Below are 20,514 nucleotides of genomic sequence, written 5' to 3'. Positions count from 1 at the left end.
TCGCAGCCTGCGTCATTTTTGGAATGTCATGAAAAGCAAAACCATCCGTCGCTGGTCCTTTATCCACACGTGGACCAGCCTGATTTGCACCGCGTTTTTGCTGTTGCTGGCGCTGACCGGTTTGCCGCTGATTTTTCATCATGAAATCGATCACCTGCTGGGCGACAGCCCGCAGCTTCGGGAAATGCCCGCCGATACCCCGCGCCTGAACCTGCAACAACTGGTCAAGGCCGCCGAGGCACACCGGCCCGGCGAGGTCATGCAGTACTTCGGCAGTGAAGACGACGAACCCAACGCGGTGATCGCCATCATGGCCCCCACGGCGGGCACCGAGCCTAATGCCTCGCACACGTTCATGCTCGACGCCCGTACCGGCGAAGCCCTGGAAATGCCGTCGGCCAATGGCGGCCTGATGATGGTCATGTTGCGCCTGCACGTGGACATGTTCGCCGGGCTGCCGGGCAAGCTGTTGCTGGCCTTCATGGGCATTCTGTTCGTGCTGGCGATTGTCTCGGGCGCGGTGTTGTACCTGCCGTTCATGCGCCGACACACCTTCGCCACCGTACGCACTGACAAATCCACACGCCTGCGCTGGCTCGACCTGCACAACCTGATTGGCGTCGTGACGCTGACCTGGGCCTTGGTGGTCGGCGTCACGGGCGTGATCAGCGCGTGCGCCGACTTGATCATTGCCGCATGGCGCACCGACAGCCTCACGGCCATGGTCGAGCCCTACCGCAACGCACCCCCGTTGACCCAACTGGCCCCGGCCACGCACCTGCTGGACATCGCTGCCTCCGCCGCCCCCGGCATGCGCCCGGACTTCATCGCCTTCCCCGGCACGCGTTTTTCCAGCGAGCACCATTACGCGGTGTTCATGAAAGGCAGCACGCACCTGACCTCACACTTGCTCACGCCGGTGTTGATCGACGCCAGCACCCTGCAGGTAACGGCCGTGGGCACGCGACCGTGGTACATGGACGCCATGGGCATGTCCCAGCCTTTGCACTTCGGTGACTACGGCGGCATGCCGATGAAAATCCTCTGGGCAGCGCTCGACGTGTTGACCGTCATCGTGCTCGGCAGCGGCCTGTATTTATGGTGGGTACGACGCACCGCCGCGAAGGAGCACACGCGATGAAACCGCGTCAGTCGAGTTTCTGGAAAGTCTTCTCCATCCCGCTGGCCATCGGCCTGCTCAGCGCCATGGGCCTGTTCAGCGCATTGCTGGACGACGGCGCGTGGGATGTCCTGAGCTGGATCGGCCTGGGCATACCGGTGTGGCTCAGCGTGCGCGGGTTGCTTAAGCGTTGACCGGTGCGCTACCCCTATCGCTTGGCGACCAACGGCACACAAACCTAGCCGTTCTATCAGTACCGCTCACGGCATTTAGCCGCTAACACTGCCTGTTCATTGAGCAAGCAATACGGTAAATGCCATGTCAGCGCAAAAGCCCCTGCAACTGCACCAGTACGCCTTTGACCCGCTAGACCGTCATGTGAGTACCGGCACTGCTGAAGACCCAGCCACTCACCTGTTTTATTGTCGTGAACGTGTGGCCACTGAAATCAGAGACCATACCCGTGCGCAAGTCTTTGAGTGTGAAGAGGCGGTACTGGCTTATAGAGTCCATCAGGGTGAGGGACTCACGACGTCACTGATCGCCGGGGACACTAAACGTTCAACACTGTCGGTTCTGAACCACAGCCAACAGGCATCAGTGACTTTTACACCATATGGGCATCAGCCCTTAACGCCCGGCACACACAGGGTGCCCGGCTTTAATGGTGAACGCCCGGACCCGCTGACTGGGCATTACTTGCTGGGCAGCGGCTACCGGGCGTTTAACCCGATATTGATGCGCTTTAACAGCCCCGACCGTTGGAGCCCGTTTGGCAAAGGCGGGATTAATGCGTATGCGTATTGCTTGGGCGACCCTATAAACCGTATCGATCCCGACGGTAATATCAGCGCACTGATGCTGAGCCGGGCGTTTACGATTATTACGGATGGTTTAGCAAAGAAACCGCCCCGCACGTGGGCATTTGCCAACAGCCTGGATGCTATTCCAGAGAACGAAGCAGTGACATCTTTCACCACCAGGATTGATAAAAGCCAACTTGAACTGACAAAAGACCTGAGGATTTTTCCGCGAAGCCAAAAACAAAATTTAAAACTTCATACGTTTATCAGGAAAAACAAACCACTACTGGTTGAGTTTGTCGAGTCCAATAATTTAGATAGAAAAAGAGAAATCGTTCTTCAGCTCACCGCTAAAAAATCAAAAAAAGAACGAAAATTGACCCTAAATATCCGACCTTCGCCTGACAATCCCACCGTTAAAACAGAGGGCCTAGCGTCGAGCATTCGCCAGTAATGCTCGACATCGGTTTAACAGTCCGGCTTATCGGCCGTGTAGCGACGGGCCGGGTTGACCGCCGCGCCAAATTCCCTGAGTGCCTTGGCGCCGATCAACAGCGGGTAGTTGAAACTGCTGCGGTCGGTCAGGTTGACCTCCACGGTGCGCTTGACACTACCCAGGCACATTTCAAGGTCAACCACCGGGCGCTTGGCGCTCGCGGGCTCTTCCTTGTCGTCGTCTTCATCGGCGCGGTTTTTGATTTTGCTGATGCGCGCCACTTTGTGCTCGTACACCTTGTCGCTCGCGCCTTTGGTCGCGAGCTGGAAACGCACCCAGGGCTCGCCATCGCGGGTGAAGGTTTCGATGTTCTTGGCCGACAACGACGCCGTCAGCGCGCCCGTGTCCATCTTGGCCTGCAAGGTTTCACCGATTTCCGGGAGCTTGATGTATTCATAACGCCCGTACAGCGTGGGCTCGGCCGCCATCACCGGCAAAGCCAGAACGGACAACAAAACGAAAACGGATTTCATGGTGGCAGTTTCCTGTAGAGGTTGCGGGTTAGACCCCGGTTTGCGCCTTGGTTCCCGCGGGCAAAGGGCAACCGGTCGTTGGGCGTGGTCGCTGGCGATCGCACGCAGCGCGTTTGGGCGGCACGTGTTCGGGTGTGCGCGCAGCCTAGTTCATCGCCTGTGAAACATTTGTCCACACTCCCGTTTGGCGTTCTGTGACGTGCTGCTTATCATTGGCGACCCTCACATCGTCAAGAGTCGCTTATGCGCCGCCTGCTCACCGGCTGTTTGGTCACGTTTTTGCTGCTGTGCAACACCCTGGTTTTATTTGGTCCGCTGATGCTGTTTGCCCTGCTCAAGCTGATCTCGCCGGGGCGTCTGCGCGATTACAACTCGCGGGCGGTCATGTGGATCGCTGAAACGTGGTCCGACATCGACAAGCGCATTTTCGCCCTGTGCCTGCCAACGCAATGGGACATCCGCGGCGCCGAGGGCTTGAGCCGCGACACCTCTTATCTGGTCATCAGCAATCACCAATCGTGGGTCGACATCCCGGCGTTGATGCAGGGCCTGAATCGCCGCACGCCGTTCTTCAAATTCTTTTTAAAGAAGGAACTGATCTGGGTGCCGTTTCTCGGGCTGGCCTGGTGGGCGCTCGATTACCCGTTCATGAAGCGCTATTCCAAAGCGTTCCTGGCCAAGCACCCCGAGCTCAAAGGGCAAGACCTGAAAATCACCCGCGCCGCCTGCGAATTGTTCAAGCGCCAGCCAGTGACGGTGGTCAACTACCTGGAAGGCACGCGCTTCACCCCGGCCAAAAGCGCGCTGCAACACTCGCCCTACACCTACCTGCTCAAGCCCAAGGCGGGCGGCGTGGCGTTTGTGCTGGCGGCGATGGGTGAACAACTGGATGCCGTACTCGACGTGACCGTGGTGTACCCACAGGCCAGGATTCCGGGGTTTTGGGAGTTGATCAGCGGGCAAGTGCCCAAAGTGATTGTCGACATCCAGACCCGTGAGCTGGACCCGGCGTTGTGGCAGGGTGATTACGAAAACGACCCGGTGTTTCGTGAGGTTGTCCAGAGCTGGGTCAACCAGCTCTGGATCAAGAAGGACCAGCGCATCAGCACCTTGCGTGCCGAGCGCAACTGACCTTTAAGCGCCCCACAGCGTACTCAACGTGGTCAACAGCGGGCTGGCTACGCCCTGTTGGCCCAAGTACTGAGTGATCAACGGTGCGAACTCCTGAATCAGGCTGCTGTTCATGCCCAGCGCTTCGAACGCGCTGTTGAGCTGCGACTGATTCGTCACGTTGCTCACTGCCACTTTGGCATCTTTGCTGACCGGGTTGATCTGCCCCACGAGGGCCTCAATCTGCGGGTTCTTGGCGCTGAACTGGCTCAGTTGGGTCAAGGCACCGGCACCGGTGACTTTGTTGATGCCCGGTACTTGCTGCGTCAAGGCCGCGTAATCATTGGTGGTGAGCTGGTTTTTGGCCAAGCTCAACATCGCGCCCACGCCACCGGCTGCCTGCTCAGGCTTAACACCCATCTGTTGGGCTTTATTCAGCAGGGCCAGGGCCTGAACGGTCTGGTCGGACTTCGCGCTGTTGCCGCCCTGAACCTGATTCAAAATGCCTGCGGCATCGTTCAGGCTAAAGCCCCCTGCAAACACCGGGCTCGCGGCCACGGTCATCCATGTTGCCAGTGCTACGGCGCTCAACTTCTTCATTGCGTCCACCTCTTAAAAGCCAAAGACCACTCCCGGCGGAGCAGTGAAACTGTGTGTAAGACCTGCCGCCCCGGCCGTTGTTCCCAACGCCCGTCGCCGGTCCCACGGCCGGCAAGCTTAATGCAAAAGCGCTACGGCCTACAGCAATTGAGGTTTGCCGGTTGCGGGCCAGCGGCTTATAGTCCGCCGGTCGTCCTCATGACGACCGGGTTTGGCGACCTGACCAACGAGTGCGAAAACTCCTGTTTTTTGCAGGATGATTCGTATCCGCGAAGTTGCTTTATGGCAGCTGCGCGTGGGAGACCTTCGGGTCTGCCGGGTGTCTCGTTGCCGGTTCGCCAACCTGCGTGCAGCTGCCACCTATTCGTTTGGCGACGATTGGGTGGCAGTCTCAACCACTACAACGAGGCTTCACCATGAACCCCTACATCCCGCTGACCGCCATCGACTGCTTGATCCCCAGCCTGCTGATAGACACCCAAAGCCCGCCCGACGTGCTGCATGCCAACGCGGCGGCGCGCATTCTGGCCGTGACCCAGGCGCTCGAAAGCCTTGACCGGCTCGAACTCAACGACGCTGACAGCGTCGACCTCAAACACCTCACCCACGCCTGCGCCATCTTGCTGCGCGACGGCTGCGACCTGCTGGACGTACTGGGCCGGCGTTTGCACGTGTCAACCTGAGTCAAGACAGGCCGTGACTCAGGCAGTGCCCGGCAACGGGCGCTGCTGACCTATCACTTCTGCCAGCTATACACCCCCCGAATGCGTGTGGATGCTTGGATCGTATCCAACCTCTGATTCGGTATTGACCATGAAACAGTCCCCTCCCACGCTTCAAAACAATTACCAATACGACGCACTGGACCGCCTGACCACCCGCAACGCCACGCATCGGTTTTATCAAAACGATCGCATTGCCATCGAGGTTGAAGGGGCCAACACCCGCCGCTTCATCGCGTTCGACGCACAACCTTTAGCCGTGCAAGAAGGGCAGGCCACTAGCCTGTTGGCCACCGACCGGCAAACCTCGGTGCTGCAACAGGTCAGCGCAGCGGGCACACAGGCCTGTGCCTATACCCCCTATGGCCATCACCCGGCCGAAAATGGCATCACCCCGCTACTGGCTTTCAATGGCGAGCACCCGGAAGCCGTCACTGGGCATTATTTATTGGGCCAGGGTTATCGGGCTTATAACCCGGTGTTAATGCGCTTTATTAGCCCGGACAGTTGGAGCCCGTTCGGAAAGGGGGGGATTAATGCGTATGCGTACAGTCATAAGCCGCTGGACGAAGTGGACCCCTCTGGACACTTCTCATTTAAACCGCTGTTAAGGGCGTTGGGCCTCATGGAAAAATCAACAGTCAAAACCAACGCTTTATTAACAGATCAGTTTTATAACCGCAGAGACATAAGATATTTACTCGATGAAGGCGTAACAAGGCCACGCCAGTCTCCAGAGCCCCCCCAAAACTTTGGGGGCCGACATGATCTAGCCATAAAACATTATCAAAATAAACTGAACAAAAATCTGGGTTCTCAAAGATACTGGATAAACAAATCACCTGACATAAAAGGCCCCTATACTAAGAACTACGACTATGATGGTATAACACCAAAGCAACAAGCAAAACTCGATCAATACCATCGTGAATACGACGCCCTAAAGAAGATCATTAAAGCAGACGCTGAAAAAGCCATCAGCTCGTTGCAGAGCGATGAACTCTATTACAGAGTGCAACTAGGCTTGGCCTATCAAGACTTACTTGAGCGTCGCCTTATGAGAAAAGTCACTCGTTATAAAGAACAGATTGCAGCACTCAATACAATCAGAACGTCACTCTAGCGATCATTAAAAACACTCACTCCTTGGCCCTCGACCAGCAAGCGCTGAACGACGAATAGCCCAGACGATGTTTATAACTGCCACAGCCGACAGGGGTGGCCGCACGGGCAATAAGGGATGTCTGCTGCTCGCCCGAACGGGAGCAGCGCACGCGCCTGCAGCACTTGAGCCCGCCCGTGAGGCCGCATACCTATCACTTCTGCCAGCTATACATCCCCCGAATACGTATGGATGCTCAAAGCGTATCCAACCACTGATTCGGTATTGAGCATGAAAAAGTCCCCCGCCACGCTTCAAGACAATTACAAATACGACGCACTGGACCGCCTGACCACCCGCAACGCCACGCATCGGTTTTATCAAAACGATCGCATTGCCACCGAGGTTGAAGGGGCCAACACCCGCCGCTTCATGGAATTCGACGCACAACCTTTAGCCGTGCAAGAAGGGCAGACCACTAGCCTGCTGGCCACCGACCTGCAAACCTCGGTGCTGCAACACGCCAGCGCGGCAGGCACACAGGCGTATGCCTATACCCCTTATGGCCATCACCCGGCCGAAAATGGCATCACCCGGCTCCTGGCTTTCAATGGCGAGCACCCGGAAGCCGTCACCGGGCATTATTTGTTGGGCCAGGGTTATCGGGCTTATAACCCGGTGTTAATGCGCTTTAATAGCCCGGACAGTTGGAGCCCGTTTGGGGAGGGGGAGAATAATGCGTATGCGTATCCTACAAACCCTTTAATGATGCAAGATCCAACTGGGCACTTTTGGGTTTTTTTAAGACGCGGCCTTAAAGGCCTTCTTAATTCAATCGGTGCCAGAACACCTGGCACTGCGAAAGCAGCGAAAGCAGCGAAAGCAGCGAAAGCAGCGAAAGCAGCGAAAGCAGCGAAAGCAGCTCAACCCAGCATGCCCGCGCAACCTACAGTGATGAAGACTTCGCTGACAAAGCTTGAAAGTAGTTCCGGAATAGATGCGGCTATGCGGAACAAATACTTAGCAAAAGTGGCAACCGCCCTTGAAGATCCAAATAGAATCCCTCGGAGTACGCTAATGCCCCGCGGGGCCGTCGAGTATTTTGGGCCCGTCAGTGCAGGGCGGAAAACGCTTTCAGCTGGTTCATCAACACTCACTTATTCACCCGTCTCATCTAACATTGCAACTTCAAGCGCCTCACAATCGGCAACCGCGCTACCACGCCCTTCGCCAACTAGCATTCCTGTAAGCGTATCTATGATCAGAGGGTGAGCTGCTTTAGTTGAGATATCAAACAGTGGCAATTTAAATTGCCACTGTTTCATTTTCAGTTCACGTGCAGGTGCGCAATAACCGATGCGGATCAATCACAAACTTCTTCGGCACGCCCGCATCAAACTCCCCGTAGCCGCGAGGTGCCTCATCGAGGCTGATGACTTCGACCCCGACAATGTCGGCAATTTTGATCCGGTCCCACATGATCGCTTGCATCAATTGGCGGTTGTATTTCATCACCGGGGTTTGCCCGGTATGAAAGCTGTGGGATTTGGCCCAGCCCAGTCCGAAGCGGATGCTCAGGCTGCCCATTTTGGCGGCGGCATCCACAGCGCCGGGGTCTTCGGTCACGTACAACCCCGGAATGCCGATTTTGCCCGCCACCCGCACCACGCCCATCAGTGAGTTCAGCACGGTGGCCGGGGCTTCGTGCTTGACGCCGTCGTGCCCGTGGCCTCGGGCTTCAAAGCCCACGGCATCGACGGCACAGTCCACTTCAGGCTCACCCAGCAAGTCAGCGATTTGTTCATGCAGCGGGGTGTCTTTGGACAGGTCGGCAATTTCAAAGCCCTGCGCCTTGGCGTGGGCCAAGCGAATCGGGTTCACGTCCCCCACGATCACCACGGCGGCGCCCAGCAAACGCGCGGACGCCGCCGCCGCAAGCCCCACCGGCCCGGCGCCCGCAATGTAGACCGTGCTGCCGGGGCCAACGCCCGCCGTGACGGCGCCGTGGTAACCGGTGGGCAGGATGTCAGAGAGGCAAGTCAGGTCGCGGATTTTCTCCATCGCGGCGTCGCGGTTCGGGAGTTTGAGCAGGTTGAAATCCGCATAAGGGACCAATACATATTCCGCTTGACCGCCCACCCAGTCGCCCATGTCCACGTAACCATAAGCACCGCCGGGACGGGCCGGGTTGACGGTCAGGCACACGCCGGTGTTTTGCTCTTTGCAACTGCGGCACCGCCCACAGGCCACGTTGAACGGCACCGATACCAAATCCCCGACCTTCAGATGCTCCACGTCACGCCCGGCCTCGATCACCTCGCCGGTAATTTCGTGCCCCAGTACGAGCCCGGTTTGCGCCGTGGTACGGCCGCGCACCATGTGCTGGTCTGAGCCGCAAATATTGGTCGACACCACGCGCAAGATCACCCCGTGGTGGATGGGCTTGCCTTGAGGGTTTTGCATCTTGGGAAACGGAATGCTCTGCACTTCAACCTGGCCGTTGCCCAGGTACACCACACCGCGATTGTCCGCCATTGAGTTCACCCTTGTTGTTATGGAGCGGGATGACCGGCCAGCCGCCCGCCGATCTGCTTGCAGCTTAGTGGGCGCTGGCGTGTCACAGCACCACGGTACGACCTCCATTTAGGAAAACGCGCCGCTCTATGTGATAACCCACACCCCGGGCCAATGTCTGGGCTTCAATGTCGCGGCCTCTGGCAATCAAGTCTTCGGGGTAGTAACTGTGGTCCACGACCTCGACGCCCTGAGCGATGATCGGCCCTTCGTCGAGGTCGTTGTTGATGTAGTGCGCCGTGGCGCCCACCAGTTTCACGCCTTTCTCGTAGGCCTGGTGATACGGCTTGGCGCCTTTGAAGCCGGGCAGTAACGAGTGATGAATGTTGATCGCCTTGCCATCGAGCTTGCGGCACAACTCAGGTGAGAGCACTTGCATGTAACGGGCAAGGATCACCAGTTCGGCACCGGTGTCTTCGATCACGCGCCAGACCCGCGCCTCTTGCGCGGGTTTGTCGTTGGGGTCGAGGGCGAAGTGGTGATAGGCGATACCGTGCCACTGCGCCAGCGGCTCCAGGTCCGGGTGATTGGAGACCACGGCCACCACGTCCATCGACAACTGCCCGATGCGCTGGCGATACAGCAAATCGTTCAGGCAGTGGTCGGACTTGGACACCATGATCAGCACTTTGGGCCGGTAATGCGGCGGGGTGAGTTCGAAGGCCATGCCGAAGGATTGACCGCGCTCGCTGAGCCCGCGGCGAAAGGCCGGTTCGTCAAAACCTTGTGGCTGACGAAATTCGACCCGGATAAAGAACCGGCCGGAACGTTGATCGTCGAAGGAATGGTGCTCAGTGACATAGCACTGGTGTTCAAACAGGTGACGCGTCACGGCGTCGACCGTGCCCAGCCTGCTGGGGCAATCGGCGGTGAGAATCCAGGTGTCCGGGGCGCGGCTCATGAAGGGCTCCTTTTAGTGTTCTGATGTGAAAAGCAAAAGCCCCTCACCCTAACCCTTTCCTAACGGGAGAGGCTTAGGGTGAGGGCCAGCCGCGACTCAGGCCTCAACACTTAACCCATATTGCGCCGCCGCATCCTGCAACCAGAGCCACCAATAATCCGAGAAGCTGCGGCGGATCAGCAGTTCCCACGTGTCTTCGGCCGTATGCCGGATCACCAGCTGCGATTTCGCAAACACCGTGCCCACCGCTTTGCCCACCGGGAAGTTGTCAGGGTGGACGTCGTAGCTGGTGGATTTCATCAGCACCTCGCGCACGTTCGGCCCGCGCAGCTCCAGCAGTTGTTGCCCGCCGCTGACGTTCACCACGGCAATGTGCTGACCCGCCAACGCCTCGCGCAACGCCTGTTCCACCTTGAACTCTTCACCGCCCGGCACGATCAGGAGCCATTCGTCCGGGCCCATCCATTGCAAGGACGTTTCGCCGCTGGCCACCAGGCTCAGCGCCACCGGCAGTTCGAGGCCCAGGGCCTGGTGTACGCCTTCGCTGAACGCCGGATCGCGCGCGTCGCCACGCAAGGTCAGGTGGCCCAGCAGCTTTTTCTCACGCACCGTGACGCCGGGGTTTTGCCGCCCCTGGCCGATGAGCGCCGACAACCGGGCGTGGTGCAAGGATGACTCAGCTTTAGCGCCCGACTCCGGACGCTGTTGGTATACGTTTGCGCTAGTCATGTGATCACCCATCAAATGTTCTGCCGTTCGCCTTTGGGGTCGAAAAACACCGAAGACACGATTTCCGCTTCGATCACGCTGCCATCGGCCAACGGGGCGAATACCCGTTCACCCATACGCTTGAGACCGTCCTTGACCACGCCCATGGCGAATGAATACCCCAGCGAGCCGCAGGTGTAACTGGAGGTCACGTGGCCGACCATGCTCATGGGGATCGCCTGCTTGGGGTCGAACACCAGTTGTGCACCTTCCGGCAGCCATTGAGTCGGGTTCACCGGCTTGAGCCCCACCAGTTGTTTACGCGCCTCGCGCACGCAGTCTTCGCGGTTCATGCCGCGCCAGCCAATCCATGAAAATGGCTTGTTGCGACCCACGCACCAGCCCATGTTCAGGTCATCCGGGGTCATGGAGCCGTCGGTGTCCTGGCCGACGATGATGAACCCCTTCTCGGCCCGCAACACGTGCATGGTCTCGGTGCCGTAGGGGGTCAGGTTGTAGGCTTTGCCGGCCTCGACGATGGCTTCCAGCACACCCATGGCGTAGTCGGCCTGGATGTTGACCTCGTACGACAATTCGCCAGTAAACGAGATGCGGAACACCCGCGCCGGCACGCCGGCCACCCGGCCTTCTTTCCAGCTCATGAACGGGAAGGCGTCGCGGTCCAGGTCGATGTCGGTCACTTCGCTCAGCAGTTTGCGGCTGTTAGGGCCGGACAAGGTCAGGGTCGCGTAGTGGTCGGTGACCGAGGTGAAGTACACCTTCAGCTCCGGCCATTCGGTCTGCTGGTACAGCTCCAGCCATTGCAGCACCCGCGCCGCGCCGCCCGTGGTGGTGGTCATCACGAAATGGTTGTCGGCCAGGCAGGCGGTCACGCCGTCGTCGAAGACCATGCCGTCTTCTTTGCACATCAGCCCGTAGCGCGCCTTGCCCACGTCCAGTTTGGTCCAGGCGTTGGTGTAGATGCGGTTGAGGAATTCCCGCGCGTCCGGCCCCTGAATGTCAATTTTGCCCAGGGTCGAGGCATCCAGCATGCCGACGCTGTCACGCACGGCCTGGCACTCGCGCTTGACGGCTGCGTGCAGGTCTTCACCGGGACGCGGGAAGTACCACGGCCGCTTCCACTGCCCGACGTCTTCAAACGCTGCGCCCTGTTTGACGTGCCACGCCTGCAATGCGGTGTAGCGCACGGGCTCGAAAATGTGCCCGCAATGACGCCCCGCCACCGCGCCAAAGGTCACGGGCGTGTAGTTGGGGCGGAACATGGTGGTGCCCATTTGCGGGATGCTGACGTTCAACGAACGCGCCGCAATGGCCAGCCCGTTGACGTTGCCGAGCTTGCCCTGATCGGTGCCAAACCCCAGCGCGGTGTAGCGTTTGACGTGCTCGACCGACTCAAACCCTTCGCGGGTGGCCAGTTCGATGGCAGCCGCCGTGACGTCGTTTTGCAGGTCGACAAATTGTTTCGGCGCCCGTGCCGTGCCTTTTTCGTGGGGCACGTGAAACAGCGCCAGCGTGGGTTCCTGGTGATGATTGAGGGCTTTGGGCAACACGCCTTCCACGGCGTTGAACCCGGCTTCACAGGCCGCACGCACGCCGCCTTCAAAGCCGTCCGCCAGGCAGTCGCCCAAGCGATAGACGCCATTGATCCCGCCCACGCACACACGTTTTTGCGGTGCGTCACCGGGCACAAACCCGAGGATGTCTTCGCGCCAGACCGGTTTGCCGCCCAAGTGCGACGCCAAGTGCACCACCGGGCTGTAGCCGCCCGAGGTGGCAATCAGGTCGCAATCGAGCAGTTCGCCGGGGCTGGTGACGCGGTGGGTGTTGAGGTCGATCGCCGCCACCCGGGCACCGGTCACGTGTTTGCTGCCACGGGCTTCAATCACGGCGCTGCCGGTCAGAATGCGGATGCCCTTGGCGCGGGCTTCTTCCACCAGCGCGCCGCGCGGGTTGCTGCGGGCATCGGCAATGGCCACCACTGGCAGGCTGGCGTCGAGCCAGTCCAGCGCCACGCGATAGGCATGATCGTTATTGGTGCTCAGCAGCAACGTGCGCCCCGGCGCCACGCCGTAACGCCGCACATAGGTGGACACCGCACCGGCCAGCATGTTGCCCGGTACGTCGTTGTTGCCATACACCAATGGCCGTTCGCAGGCGCCCGTGGCCAGCACCACACGTTTGGCACGCACCCGGTGGATGCGTTGACGCACCAGGCCAATCGGCGCGCGGTCGCCCAGGTGGTCGGTCAGGCGTTCGTGAATCGTCAGAAAGTTGTGGTCGTGATAACCGTTGACGGTGGCCCGTGGCAGCAACACCACGTCCGGCATGCCGCGCAGCTCGGCCACCACGCTGGCGACCCAGTCCATGGCCGGTTTGCCGTCCAGGCTTTCGCGGCTGTCGAGCAGGCTGCCACCGAACTCTTCCTGTTCATCGGCCACGATCACCCGGGCGCCACTGCGCGCCGCCGCCAGCGCTGCCGCCAGCCCGGCAGGCCCGGCGCCGACAATCAGTACGTCACAGTGACGGTTCATGTAGTCGTAGGTGTCGGGGTCGTTTTGCGTCGGTGAACGGCCCAACCCGGCCGCCTTGCGGATGTACTTCTCGTAGGTCATCCAGAACGACTTCGGGTACATGAAGGTTTTGTAGTAGAACCCCGGCGGCATCAGCTTGCCGCCCACCTTGCCCAAGATGCCCATCATGTCGGTGTTGACGTTGGGCCAGCCGTTGGTGCTGGTGGCCACCAGCCCTTGGTACAGCGCTTGTTGTGTGGCGCGCACGTTAGGGATTTGCGTGGCCTCGGTCGCCCCGATTTGCAGCACGGCATTGGGCTCTTCGGCGCCTGCGGCATAGATGCCCCGTGGCCGGGAATATTTGAAACTGCGGCCGATGATGTGTACGCCATTGGCCAACAACGCGGCCGCCAGGCTGTCGCCTTCGTAACCGGTGTAGGTGTGCCCGTTAAAGGTGAAGGTCAGCACGCGCGTGCGATCAACACGGCCGCCATGGGCCAAGCGATGGGTCTGGCTCATACCTTTTCTCCCAGCTCGCGGGGGGCCGTTGTCGGGGCTGGCGCAGGCGACTGTTCAGTGAACTGCGGCTGGCTGCCGATGCGGTAGGTCTCAAGAATTTCGTACGTCACGGTGTTGCGGGTCGCGTTGAAAAACTGACGGCACCCGGCCACGTGGTTCCACAACTCGTGGTGCAGGCCGCGCGGGTTGTCGCGAAAGAACAGGTAATCGCCCCACTCGGCATCGGTGCAGCTATTGGGGTCCAGCGGGCGCGGGATGTGTGCTTGCCCTGAGGCGTGGAACTCTTCTTCAGAGCGCAACTCGCCGCAGTGGGGACAGAAGATATGCAACATAGGTCTTTCTCCTGTTAGTGAGCGACGGCAGCAGCGCCGTGTTCGTCGATCAGCGCGCCGTTGTGGAAGCGCTCAAGGGAAAACGGGGCGGCCAGCGGGTGCATCTCGCCCTTGGCCAGACTGGCGGCAAACACGTTGCCCGAGCCTGGGGTAGCCTTGAAGCCGCCCGTGCCCCAGCCGCAGTTGAAAAACAGGTTGGGCACCGGGGTTTTGGAGATGATCGGGCACGCGTCGGGCGTGGTGTCGACGATGCCGCCCCACTGGCGGTTCATGCGCACGCGGGACAACACCGGGAACATTTCCACAATCGCCTGGATCGTGTGCTCGATCACCGGGTAGGAGCCGCGCTGGCCGTAGCCGACCCAGCCGTCAATCCCCGCGCCGATCACCAGGTCGCCTTTGTCGGACTGGCTGATGTAGCCGTGGACAGCGTTGGACATGATGACGCTGTCGATAATCGGCTTGATCGGCTCGGACACCAGCGCTTGCAGCGGGTGCGACTCGATGGGCAGGCGGAACCCGGCCTGACGCGCCATGTGCCCCGAATTGCCCGCCGTGACCACGCCCACGCGCTTGGCGCCGATAAAGCCTTTGCTGGTTTCGACGCCGATGCACACGCCGTTTTCCTTGCGAAAGCCCAGCACTTCGGTTTGTTGAATCAAGTCCACGCCCAACGCATCGGCTGCCCGGGCAAAGCCCCAGGCCACGGCGTCGTGACGCGCCACGCCGCCGCGACGTTGCACGGTGGCGCCCAGGATCGGGTAGCGGGTGTTTTTTGAGCAATCCAGGTACGGGATTTCATCGGCCACCTGCTGCGTGTTGAGCAGTTCGCCGTCCACGCCATTGAGGCGGTTGGCGCTGACCCGGCGTTCCGAGTCGCGCATGTCTTGCAGGGTATGGCACAGGTTGTAGACGCCGCGCTGGGAGAACATGACGTTGTAGTTGAGGTCCTGGGACAGGCCTTCCCAGAGTTTCATCGCGTGTTCATACAAGTGCGCCGACTCGTCCCACAAATAGTTGGAACGCACGATGGTGGTGTTACGCGCTGTATTGCCGCCCCCCAGCCAGCCTTTCTCGACCACGGCCACATTGGTGATGCCGTGTGCCTTGGCCAAGTAATACGCAGTGGCCAACCCGTGCCCGCCGCCCCCGACGATGACCACGTCGTAGACCTTTTTCGGCGTCGGTGTGCGCCACATCTTCTGCCAGTTTTCGTGGTGGCTGAGGGAGTGCTTGAAGAGGCCGAAGCCTGAATACCGTTGCATAGGATCTACTCCAAAACCGCGCTCAGCGATAAACCGGGAAGTCTTTGCACAGCGCCGTCACTTGCCGCGCCACGTCCGCCTCAATGTCGGCATCGCCGAGGTGATCGAGGATGTCGCAGATCCAGCCAGCCAGCTCGGTGCATTGCGCCACTTTGAAACCGCGGGTGGTGACCGCCGGGGTGCCGATGCGCAACCCCGAGGTCACGAACGGCGACTGCGGGTCATTGGGCACTGCGTTCTTGTTGACGGTGATGTGGGCGCGGCCCAGCGCGGCATCGGCGTCTTTGCCGGTCAAGCCCTGACGGATCAGGCTGACCAGAAACAAATGGTTGTCCGTACCACCGGACACGACGTCATAGCCGCGTTTGATAAACACCTCGGCCATCGCCTGAGCGTTGTCGATCACGTGCTGTTGATAGGTGGTGAACGCAGGCTCCAAGGCTTCCTTGAAGCACACGGCCTTGGCCGCAATCACGTGCATCAGCGGCCCGCCCTGCCCGCCGGGGAACACGGCGGCATTGAGTTTTTTCTCCAGGGCTTCATTGCCACGGGCCAGAATCAGCCCGCCCCGTGGCCCGCGCAGGGTTTTGTGGGTGGTGGTGGTCACCACGTCGGCGTACGGCACCGGGTTGGGGTATAAGCCTGCGGCCACCAGCCCGGCGACGTGGGCCATGTCGACAAACAGGTACGCGCCCACCTTGTCCGCAATCTCACGAAAGCGTGGAAAATCCAGGGTTTTGGAGTAAGCCGAAAAACCGGCAATGATCATTTTGGGCTGGTGCTCGACGGCCAGCCGCTCCACGTCGTCGTAGTCAATCAACCCGGTCGCGGTGTCGATGCCGTACTGCACGGCGTGATAGAGCTTGCCGGAAAAACTCACACTGGCGCCGTGGGTCAAGTGGCCACCATGGGCCAGACTCATGCCCAGCACGGTGTCACCGGCATTGAGCAAGGCCAGGTAGACCGCCGCGTTGGCCTGGCTGCCTGAGTGCGGCTGAACATTGGCGTAATCGGCGCCGAACAGTTGCTTGGCGCGGTCGATGGCCAATTGCTCGACTTTATCCACATGCTGGCAGCCACCGTAGTACCGCTTGCCCGGATAGCCCTCGGCATACTTGTTGGTCAGGCCGCTGCCTTGGGCCTGCATGACGCGCTGGCTGGTGTAGTTTTCGGACGCGATGAGTTCGATGTGATCTTCCTGACGCTGATCTTCGGCATTCATGGCCGCTAACAAGGCGTCGTCGTACCCCTGTATCTGATCCTGCTTGCTGAACATCGCGTTCTCCCGGCGCCAGCGCGCCATTGGTCTGGATGAGGGCTTGCCCTGTGAGACCGATGGTAGGGCCGGCGCGGGGCGATCAAATGCCCACGCGCGCCACGCAGTGGTGCGTTTACGACATGCCGGTGAGATTGCCTGGCGAACCCGCGACGCACCGTGCAAGGCAGGCGTGCTCCTACAAGCCAGACCGGTCATTCGCCGGTTTGGGCGTAAGAGATTTCCGCGACTTAAGCAGTGCCTGTGCACCCGCAGATTTCTTGGCTAAAGTGCACGACAACTTTGACCATGGAACCGGGAAATGACTGACAAGAGCCAACAATTCGCCAGCGACAACTACTCCGGTATCTGCCCCGAAGTCTGGTCTGCGATGGAAAAGGCCAATCACGGCCACCAGCGTTCCTATGGCGATGACCAATGGACCCTGCGCGCGGCGGACGACTTTCGCAAACTGTTCGAAACCGACTGCGAGGTGTACTTCGCCTTCAACGGCACGGCGGCCAACTCGCTGGCGCTGTCGGCGTTGTGCCAAAGTTTCCACAGCGTCATCTGCTCCGAAACGGCCCACGTCGAAACTGACGAATGCGGCGCCCCGGAGTTCTTCTCCAACGGCTCCAAACTGCTGATCGCCCGCACTGAAAACGGCAAGATCACCCCCGAATCCATCCGCGAGATCGCCCTCAAGCGCAAAGACATCCACTACCCCAAGCCTCGCGTGGTGACCATCACCCAGGCCACTGAAGTGGGCAGTGTCTACAGCCCGGAAGAAATCCGCGCCATCAGCGCCACCTGCAAAGAACTCGGCCTGTTGCTGCACATGGACGGCGCGCGTTTCTCCAATGCCTGCGCCTACCTGGGCTGCACCCCGGCCGAGCTGTCGTGGAAAGCGGGCGTGGACGTGCTGTGTTTTGGCGGGACCAAAAACGGCATGGCGGTGGGCGAAGCGATCCTGTTTTTCGACCACGACCTGGCGGTGGACTTCGATTACCGCTGCAAACAGGCCGGGCAACTGGCTTCGAAGATGCGCTTTTTGTCGGCGCCGTGGGTCGGCTTGCTGGAAAACGGCGCCTGGCTCAAACACGCCAAACACGCCAACCACTGCGCGCAATTGCTCAGTGAACTGGTGAGTGACATTGACGGGGTTGAACTGATGTTCCCGGTGCAGGCCAATGGCGTGTTCCTGCAACTGTCGGAACCGGCGGTAGCGGCACTGACCGCCAAGGGCTGGCGCTTCTATACCTTCATCGGCAAAGGCGGCGCCCGCTTCATGTGCTCGTGGGACACAGAAGAAGCCCGCGTACGGGAGCTGGCGGCGGATATTCGGGAAGTGATGGCGGGATAAGCGCCGCGGCTGCGGCGCAATCGATCGCAGCCTCGTGTCTCGGGACGGCTACAGGATCAAGTCATGCCTGTGGTCGTGGACGGGTGCCGCGAGGCTGCGTTCAGCGACGTAACCCTCACCTGCATGCTCAGGGGTTACGCGCGCTGTGCACAACATGGCGAATCATCAGGATTGCCCGAGTGTTCGCTCTATCACGTCGACCGTGGCGCTGACTTGCTCTTGATAACGGTCGAGCTCCTGTTTGTGGCTCAGTTGCAGTTCGATCTGTTGCGAACACAGATTCAAGGCTGCCAGCACCAACAGTTTGTCCCCGATCAGGCTCGGGTACTTGCGTTTCGTTTCGGCCAGGGCGGCTTTCAACATCACGGTGGCGGCCATCAGGGTTTGTTGTTCCCCTTCAGGTGCCTTGATCGTGTAGTCGTTACCCAGAATCGAGACGACATTTACACCGTCTCTGTCCACGCTCATGCGTTGACAGGGCTCACGCTCGCGCGCTCAACCAGTGCCTGAATGCGTGCTGCGGTGGCGCCTTGCTTCTCTTCCTGTTCCATCAGGCTCAGTTGCAGGCTTTCGTTTTCGTCTTTGGCCTGGGCCAGTTCAGCCGTCAGCTGAGAGTTGGCGTCCAGCAGTTCTTGCTTTTGCTGAACCAGGTCGCTGACCAGTTGTTCAAGTTTGCTAAGGGATGACTCAATCATGGGGAAGATCTCAAGCAGTTTCAGAGGGCGCGTACGATAAAGAAAAGTCACCTTCTAAGCCAGGGTTATTCAGGCCCAAAGGCCCGATTTAGCTAGGGGCGCCGTTCATTTAGCCCCCTAAAGACTGTGGCAGGCCAACTAGGTTCCCGCCCCCGGTCGGCAAAGCCTGCGGCGCAACAATTTCGCGGACGGCATTCAAGACTTTAGTCTTATGACCGATAGGTCATATACACCTCGCATTGACGTCGCACGGAACGCGCCTCATCCCTCAGGAAACATCATGTCTTTACGCAATATGAATATCGCTCCGCGCGCCTTTTTAGGCTTTGCGCTGATCGGCACACTGATGCTGATTCTGGGGGCTGGCGCACTGCTCCAGATGGGCCAGATCCGCTCTGCGGCCGAGGACATCAGCACCACGAGCGTGCCGAGCATCCAGAACCTGGATGAGTTCACCCAACTGGCGTTGCGCCTGCGCGTGCTGTCGTACCGCTTGCTGATTAACCGTGAGCCCGACGTTCAGCAAAAAACCATGGAACTGCTGGACCTGCGCAATCAAGAGATCCGTACGGCCGAAACGCAATACGAGAAGTACATCAGCAGCCCTCAAGAGCAAGCGGTGTACGATCGTTACAAACAACTGATGGGTCAATACGGGCAACTGCAAGACCGCATGCGCAACTACTCGCGCAATGACCAGGTCGATCAATTGCGCGAACTGCTCAACACCGAACTGCTGGAAAACTCCGAAGCGATCAACAAAGAACTCAACAACCTGATGCGCATTAATGGCCAGCAAATCACTGAAGCCAATCAGCGTGCCAGCGACATGTATTCGGCGGCGATCAAGCTGGTGGTGTTCTTGCTGTTACTGGCCACTGCGCTGACCATCGCCTGCGCCCTGCTCCTGACCCGCAGCATCACCCAGCCCATTGCGCAGGCGCTTGAGGCGGCCGAAGCGATTGCCGAAGGCAACCTCACTCGCCCGATCAAGGTCGATGGCAGCGATGAAGCGGGCCGTCTGTTGCAGGCCATGGCCAAGATGCAAGGCAAGCTGCGTGACACCCTGCAACGCATTTCGGGCTCGGCCACGCAATTGGCGTCTGCGGCTGAAGAGCTGAACTGCGTCACGGACGAAAGCGCCAAAGGCCTGACCCAGCAGAACAACGAGATCGAGCAAGCCGCAACGGCCGTCAACGAAATGACCAGCGCCGTGGAAGAAGTGGCACGTAACGCTGTCAGCACCTCCGAAGCCTCGAAAAACGCGACCGCATCGGCCGGTGATGGCCGCGACCTGGTACTCGAAACCGTCAGCGCCATCGAACGCATGAGTGGCGATGTGCAGAGCACCGCGACCCTGATTGGCAACTTGGCCGCTGAATCGCGGGACATTGGCAAAGTACTGGACGTGATTCGCGGCCTGGCCGATCAGACCAACCTGCTGGCCTTGAACGCGGCCATCGAAGCGGCGCGTGCCGGTGAAGCGGGCCGCGGGTTTGCGGTCGTGGCGGACGAAGTGCGGGCACTGGCACATCGCACGCAGCAGTCGACCAGCGAAATTGAACGCATGATTGGCAGCATTCAGGGCGGCACCGAACAGGCCGTGGACTCGATGCGCAACAGCACCGAGCGCGCCGAATCGACGCTCAACATAGCCAAAGGCGCGGGCCTGGCGCTGGACACCATCAACACGGCGATTGTGGAAATCAACGAGCGCAACCTGGTGATTGCCAGCGCCGCCGAAGAACAGGCCCAAGTGGCCCGCGAAGTGGACCGCAACCTGGTCAACATCCGCGACTTGTCGGTGCAATCAGCGACGGGTGCCAGCCAGACCAGCTCGGCGAGCAATGAGCTGTCGCGCTTGGCGGTAGACCTGAACAGCATGGTTTCGCGCTTCAGCTTGTAAGCCAGACGTCAAAAGCCCCTCACCCAAAGGGAGAGGGGC

20 protein-coding genes and 1 pseudogene are annotated in these 20,514 nt (G+C 59.8%); 10 read left to right on the top strand and 11 right to left on the bottom strand.

Features of this window, described 5'->3' with window-relative positions:
* The first annotated feature begins 28 nt into the window (after nt 1-28).
* From BKD70_RS04750 to BKD70_RS04745, 3 genes are all read left to right on the top strand, one after another.
* Entirely contained in the window at nt 29-1,141 is a 1,113-nt protein-coding gene (locus tag BKD70_RS04750) for a PepSY domain-containing protein (protein ID WP_047278105.1), read from the top strand.
* A complete protein-coding gene (locus BKD70_RS25000) occupies nt 1,138-1,314 on the top strand; it encodes a hypothetical protein (RefSeq protein ID WP_094988178.1) in 177 nt (58 codons plus the stop codon). The genes BKD70_RS04750 and BKD70_RS25000 overlap by 4 nt, the downstream gene beginning before the upstream one ends.
* A gap of 124 nt (nt 1,315-1,438) precedes the next feature.
* A complete protein-coding gene (locus tag BKD70_RS04745) occupies nt 1,439-2,377 on the top strand; it encodes an RHS repeat-associated core domain-containing protein (RefSeq protein ID WP_052892215.1) in 939 nt (312 codons plus the stop codon).
* 14 nt (nt 2,378-2,391) lie between these two features.
* On the opposite strand, the gene BKD70_RS04740 is transcribed toward BKD70_RS04745, so the two are convergent.
* The gene (locus tag BKD70_RS04740) at nt 2,392-2,892 is read right to left on the bottom strand and encodes an ATP-dependent zinc protease (protein WP_047278107.1); all 501 of its coding nucleotides are present in this window, start codon (nt 2,890-2,892) and stop codon (nt 2,392-2,394) included.
* A gap of 243 nt (nt 2,893-3,135) precedes the next feature.
* Here BKD70_RS04740 and BKD70_RS04735 point away from each other — a divergent pair, with 243 nt between their 5' ends.
* Nucleotides 3,136-4,023: an acyltransferase gene (locus tag BKD70_RS04735; protein WP_047278109.1), complete on the top strand. Its 888-nt coding sequence runs from the start codon at nt 3,136-3,138 to the stop codon at nt 4,021-4,023.
* A gap of 3 nt (nt 4,024-4,026) precedes the next feature.
* On the opposite strand, the gene BKD70_RS04730 is transcribed toward BKD70_RS04735, so the two are convergent.
* Nucleotides 4,027-4,602, bottom strand: a complete 576-nt coding sequence (locus BKD70_RS04730; protein WP_047278111.1) for a DUF2780 domain-containing protein — start codon at nt 4,600-4,602, stop codon at nt 4,027-4,029.
* 416 nt (nt 4,603-5,018) lie between these two features.
* Between BKD70_RS04730 and BKD70_RS04725 the strand changes: the two genes are divergently transcribed.
* The 3 genes from BKD70_RS04725 to BKD70_RS24995 all read left to right on the top strand — a co-directional run bounded on the left by BKD70_RS04725 (nt 5,019) and on the right by BKD70_RS24995 (nt 7,698).
* Nucleotides 5,019-5,285, top strand: a complete 267-nt coding sequence (locus tag BKD70_RS04725; protein WP_047278113.1) for a hypothetical protein — start codon at nt 5,019-5,021, stop codon at nt 5,283-5,285.
* 130 nt (nt 5,286-5,415) lie between these two features.
* Nucleotides 5,416-6,447 carry an RHS repeat-associated core domain-containing protein gene (locus BKD70_RS04720; protein ID WP_099421428.1) on the top strand — a complete coding sequence of 344 codons (1,032 nt, stop codon included), beginning with the start codon at nt 5,416-5,418 and terminating at the stop codon, nt 6,445-6,447.
* A gap of 270 nt (nt 6,448-6,717) precedes the next feature.
* On the top strand, nt 6,718-7,698 hold the full coding sequence (locus tag BKD70_RS24995; RefSeq protein ID WP_052892217.1) for an RHS repeat-associated core domain-containing protein: 981 nt from the start codon (nt 6,718-6,720) through the stop codon (nt 7,696-7,698).
* Between the two features lie 60 nt (nt 7,699-7,758).
* On the opposite strand, the gene fdhA is transcribed toward BKD70_RS24995, so the two are convergent.
* From fdhA to glyA, 7 genes are all read right to left on the bottom strand, one after another.
* Nucleotides 7,759-8,961: a formaldehyde dehydrogenase, glutathione-independent gene (fdhA, locus tag BKD70_RS04710; protein ID WP_047278115.1), complete on the bottom strand. Its 1,203-nt coding sequence runs from the start codon at nt 8,959-8,961 to the stop codon at nt 7,759-7,761.
* 82 nt (nt 8,962-9,043) lie between these two features.
* The gene (gene purU / locus BKD70_RS04705) at nt 9,044-9,901 is read right to left on the bottom strand and encodes a formyltetrahydrofolate deformylase (protein WP_047278116.1); all 858 of its coding nucleotides are present in this window, start codon (nt 9,899-9,901) and stop codon (nt 9,044-9,046) included.
* 96 nt (nt 9,902-9,997) lie between these two features.
* Nucleotides 9,998-10,630, bottom strand: a complete 633-nt coding sequence (locus BKD70_RS04700) for a sarcosine oxidase subunit gamma (protein ID WP_047279162.1) — start codon at nt 10,628-10,630, stop codon at nt 9,998-10,000.
* A gap of 11 nt (nt 10,631-10,641) precedes the next feature.
* Nucleotides 10,642-13,659, bottom strand: a complete 3,018-nt coding sequence (locus tag BKD70_RS04695; protein WP_047278118.1) for a sarcosine oxidase subunit alpha — start codon at nt 13,657-13,659, stop codon at nt 10,642-10,644.
* Entirely contained in the window at nt 13,656-13,991 is a 336-nt protein-coding gene (locus tag BKD70_RS04690; protein ID WP_047278120.1) for a sarcosine oxidase subunit delta, read from the bottom strand. Before BKD70_RS04690 ends, BKD70_RS04695 begins: the two co-directional genes overlap by 4 nt.
* 14 nt (nt 13,992-14,005) lie before the next feature.
* Nucleotides 14,006-15,256, bottom strand: a complete 1,251-nt coding sequence (locus BKD70_RS04685) for a sarcosine oxidase subunit beta family protein (protein ID WP_047278122.1) — start codon at nt 15,254-15,256, stop codon at nt 14,006-14,008.
* Between the two features lie 22 nt (nt 15,257-15,278).
* Entirely contained in the window at nt 15,279-16,532 is a 1,254-nt protein-coding gene (gene glyA, locus BKD70_RS04680; protein WP_047278124.1) for a serine hydroxymethyltransferase, read from the bottom strand.
* Nucleotides 16,533-16,833: 301 nt separating this feature from the next.
* Here glyA and BKD70_RS04675 point away from each other — a divergent pair, with 301 nt between their 5' ends.
* Nucleotides 16,834-17,874: a low specificity L-threonine aldolase gene (locus tag BKD70_RS04675; RefSeq protein WP_047278126.1), complete on the top strand. Its 1,041-nt coding sequence runs from the start codon at nt 16,834-16,836 to the stop codon at nt 17,872-17,874.
* A 165-nt stretch (nt 17,875-18,039) separates the two neighbouring features.
* On the opposite strand, the gene BKD70_RS04670 is transcribed toward BKD70_RS04675, so the two are convergent.
* Both BKD70_RS04670 and BKD70_RS04665 read right to left on the bottom strand, forming a co-directional pair.
* Complete coding sequence (locus BKD70_RS04670; RefSeq protein WP_047278128.1) at nt 18,040-18,342, bottom strand: cell division protein ZapA; 303 nt, start codon at nt 18,340-18,342, stop codon at nt 18,040-18,042.
* Nucleotides 18,339-18,569, bottom strand: coding sequence for a hypothetical protein (locus BKD70_RS04665; protein WP_047278131.1), 231 nt, complete (start codon nt 18,567-18,569; stop codon nt 18,339-18,341). The genes BKD70_RS04670 and BKD70_RS04665 overlap by 4 nt, the downstream gene beginning before the upstream one ends.
* Nucleotides 18,570-18,780: 211 nt before the next feature.
* Here BKD70_RS04665 and BKD70_RS25605 point away from each other — a divergent pair.
* Both BKD70_RS25605 and BKD70_RS25600 read left to right on the top strand, forming a co-directional pair.
* Nucleotides 18,781-19,620: pseudogene (locus BKD70_RS25605) on the top strand (MCP four helix bundle domain-containing protein); the annotation flags it as partial.
* Entirely contained in the window at nt 19,603-20,475 is an 873-nt protein-coding gene (locus tag BKD70_RS25600) for a methyl-accepting chemotaxis protein (RefSeq protein WP_371057938.1), read from the top strand. The pseudogene BKD70_RS25605 and the gene BKD70_RS25600, both read left to right, overlap by 18 nt.
* The last annotated feature ends 39 nt before the right edge of the window (nt 20,476-20,514 follow it).

This window comes from Pseudomonas sp. BS-2016 (assembly GCF_001806145.1).
Classification (GTDB): domain Bacteria; phylum Pseudomonadota; class Gammaproteobacteria; order Pseudomonadales; family Pseudomonadaceae; genus Aquipseudomonas; species Aquipseudomonas lundensis.
This window is presented reverse-complemented; position numbering and strand designations above follow the sequence as displayed.

Excerpts from the sequence above, each read along its gene's own strand:
- BKD70_RS04750 (WP_047278105.1), top strand. The coding sequence starts at position 29 with ATGAAAAGCAAAACCATCCGTCGCTGGTCCTTTATCCACACGTGGACC.
- BKD70_RS25000 (WP_094988178.1), top strand. The coding sequence starts at position 1,138 with ATGAAACCGCGTCAGTCGAGTTTCTGGAAAGTCTTCTCCATCCCGCTG.
- BKD70_RS04745 (WP_052892215.1), top strand. The coding sequence starts at position 1,439 with ATGTCAGCGCAAAAGCCCCTGCAACTGCACCAGTACGCCTTTGACCCG.
- BKD70_RS04740 (WP_047278107.1), bottom strand. The coding sequence starts at position 2,892 with ATGAAATCCGTTTTCGTTTTGTTGTCCGTTCTGGCTTTGCCGGTGATG.
- BKD70_RS04735 (WP_047278109.1), top strand. The coding sequence starts at position 3,136 with ATGCGCCGCCTGCTCACCGGCTGTTTGGTCACGTTTTTGCTGCTGTGC.
- BKD70_RS04730 (WP_047278111.1), bottom strand. The coding sequence starts at position 4,602 with ATGAAGAAGTTGAGCGCCGTAGCACTGGCAACATGGATGACCGTGGCC.
- BKD70_RS04725 (WP_047278113.1), top strand. The coding sequence starts at position 5,019 with ATGAACCCCTACATCCCGCTGACCGCCATCGACTGCTTGATCCCCAGC.
- BKD70_RS04720 (WP_099421428.1), top strand. The coding sequence starts at position 5,416 with ATGAAACAGTCCCCTCCCACGCTTCAAAACAATTACCAATACGACGCA.
- BKD70_RS24995 (WP_052892217.1), top strand. The coding sequence starts at position 6,718 with ATGAAAAAGTCCCCCGCCACGCTTCAAGACAATTACAAATACGACGCA.
- fdhA (WP_047278115.1), bottom strand. The coding sequence starts at position 8,961 with ATGGCGGACAATCGCGGTGTGGTGTACCTGGGCAACGGCCAGGTTGAA.
- purU (WP_047278116.1), bottom strand. The coding sequence starts at position 9,901 with ATGAGCCGCGCCCCGGACACCTGGATTCTCACCGCCGATTGCCCCAGC.
- BKD70_RS04700 (WP_047279162.1), bottom strand. The coding sequence starts at position 10,630 with ATGACTAGCGCAAACGTATACCAACAGCGTCCGGAGTCGGGCGCTAAA.
- BKD70_RS04695 (WP_047278118.1), bottom strand. The coding sequence starts at position 13,659 with ATGAGCCAGACCCATCGCTTGGCCCATGGCGGCCGTGTTGATCGCACG.
- BKD70_RS04690 (WP_047278120.1), bottom strand. The coding sequence starts at position 13,991 with ATGTTGCATATCTTCTGTCCCCACTGCGGCGAGTTGCGCTCTGAAGAA.
- BKD70_RS04685 (WP_047278122.1), bottom strand. The coding sequence starts at position 15,256 with ATGCAACGGTATTCAGGCTTCGGCCTCTTCAAGCACTCCCTCAGCCAC.
- glyA (WP_047278124.1), bottom strand. The coding sequence starts at position 16,532 with ATGTTCAGCAAGCAGGATCAGATACAGGGGTACGACGACGCCTTGTTA.
- BKD70_RS04675 (WP_047278126.1), top strand. The coding sequence starts at position 16,834 with ATGACTGACAAGAGCCAACAATTCGCCAGCGACAACTACTCCGGTATC.
- BKD70_RS04670 (WP_047278128.1), bottom strand. The coding sequence starts at position 18,342 with ATGAGCGTGGACAGAGACGGTGTAAATGTCGTCTCGATTCTGGGTAAC.
- BKD70_RS04665 (WP_047278131.1), bottom strand. The coding sequence starts at position 18,569 with ATGATTGAGTCATCCCTTAGCAAACTTGAACAACTGGTCAGCGACCTG.
- BKD70_RS25600 (WP_371057938.1), top strand. The coding sequence starts at position 19,603 with ATGGCCAAGATGCAAGGCAAGCTGCGTGACACCCTGCAACGCATTTCG.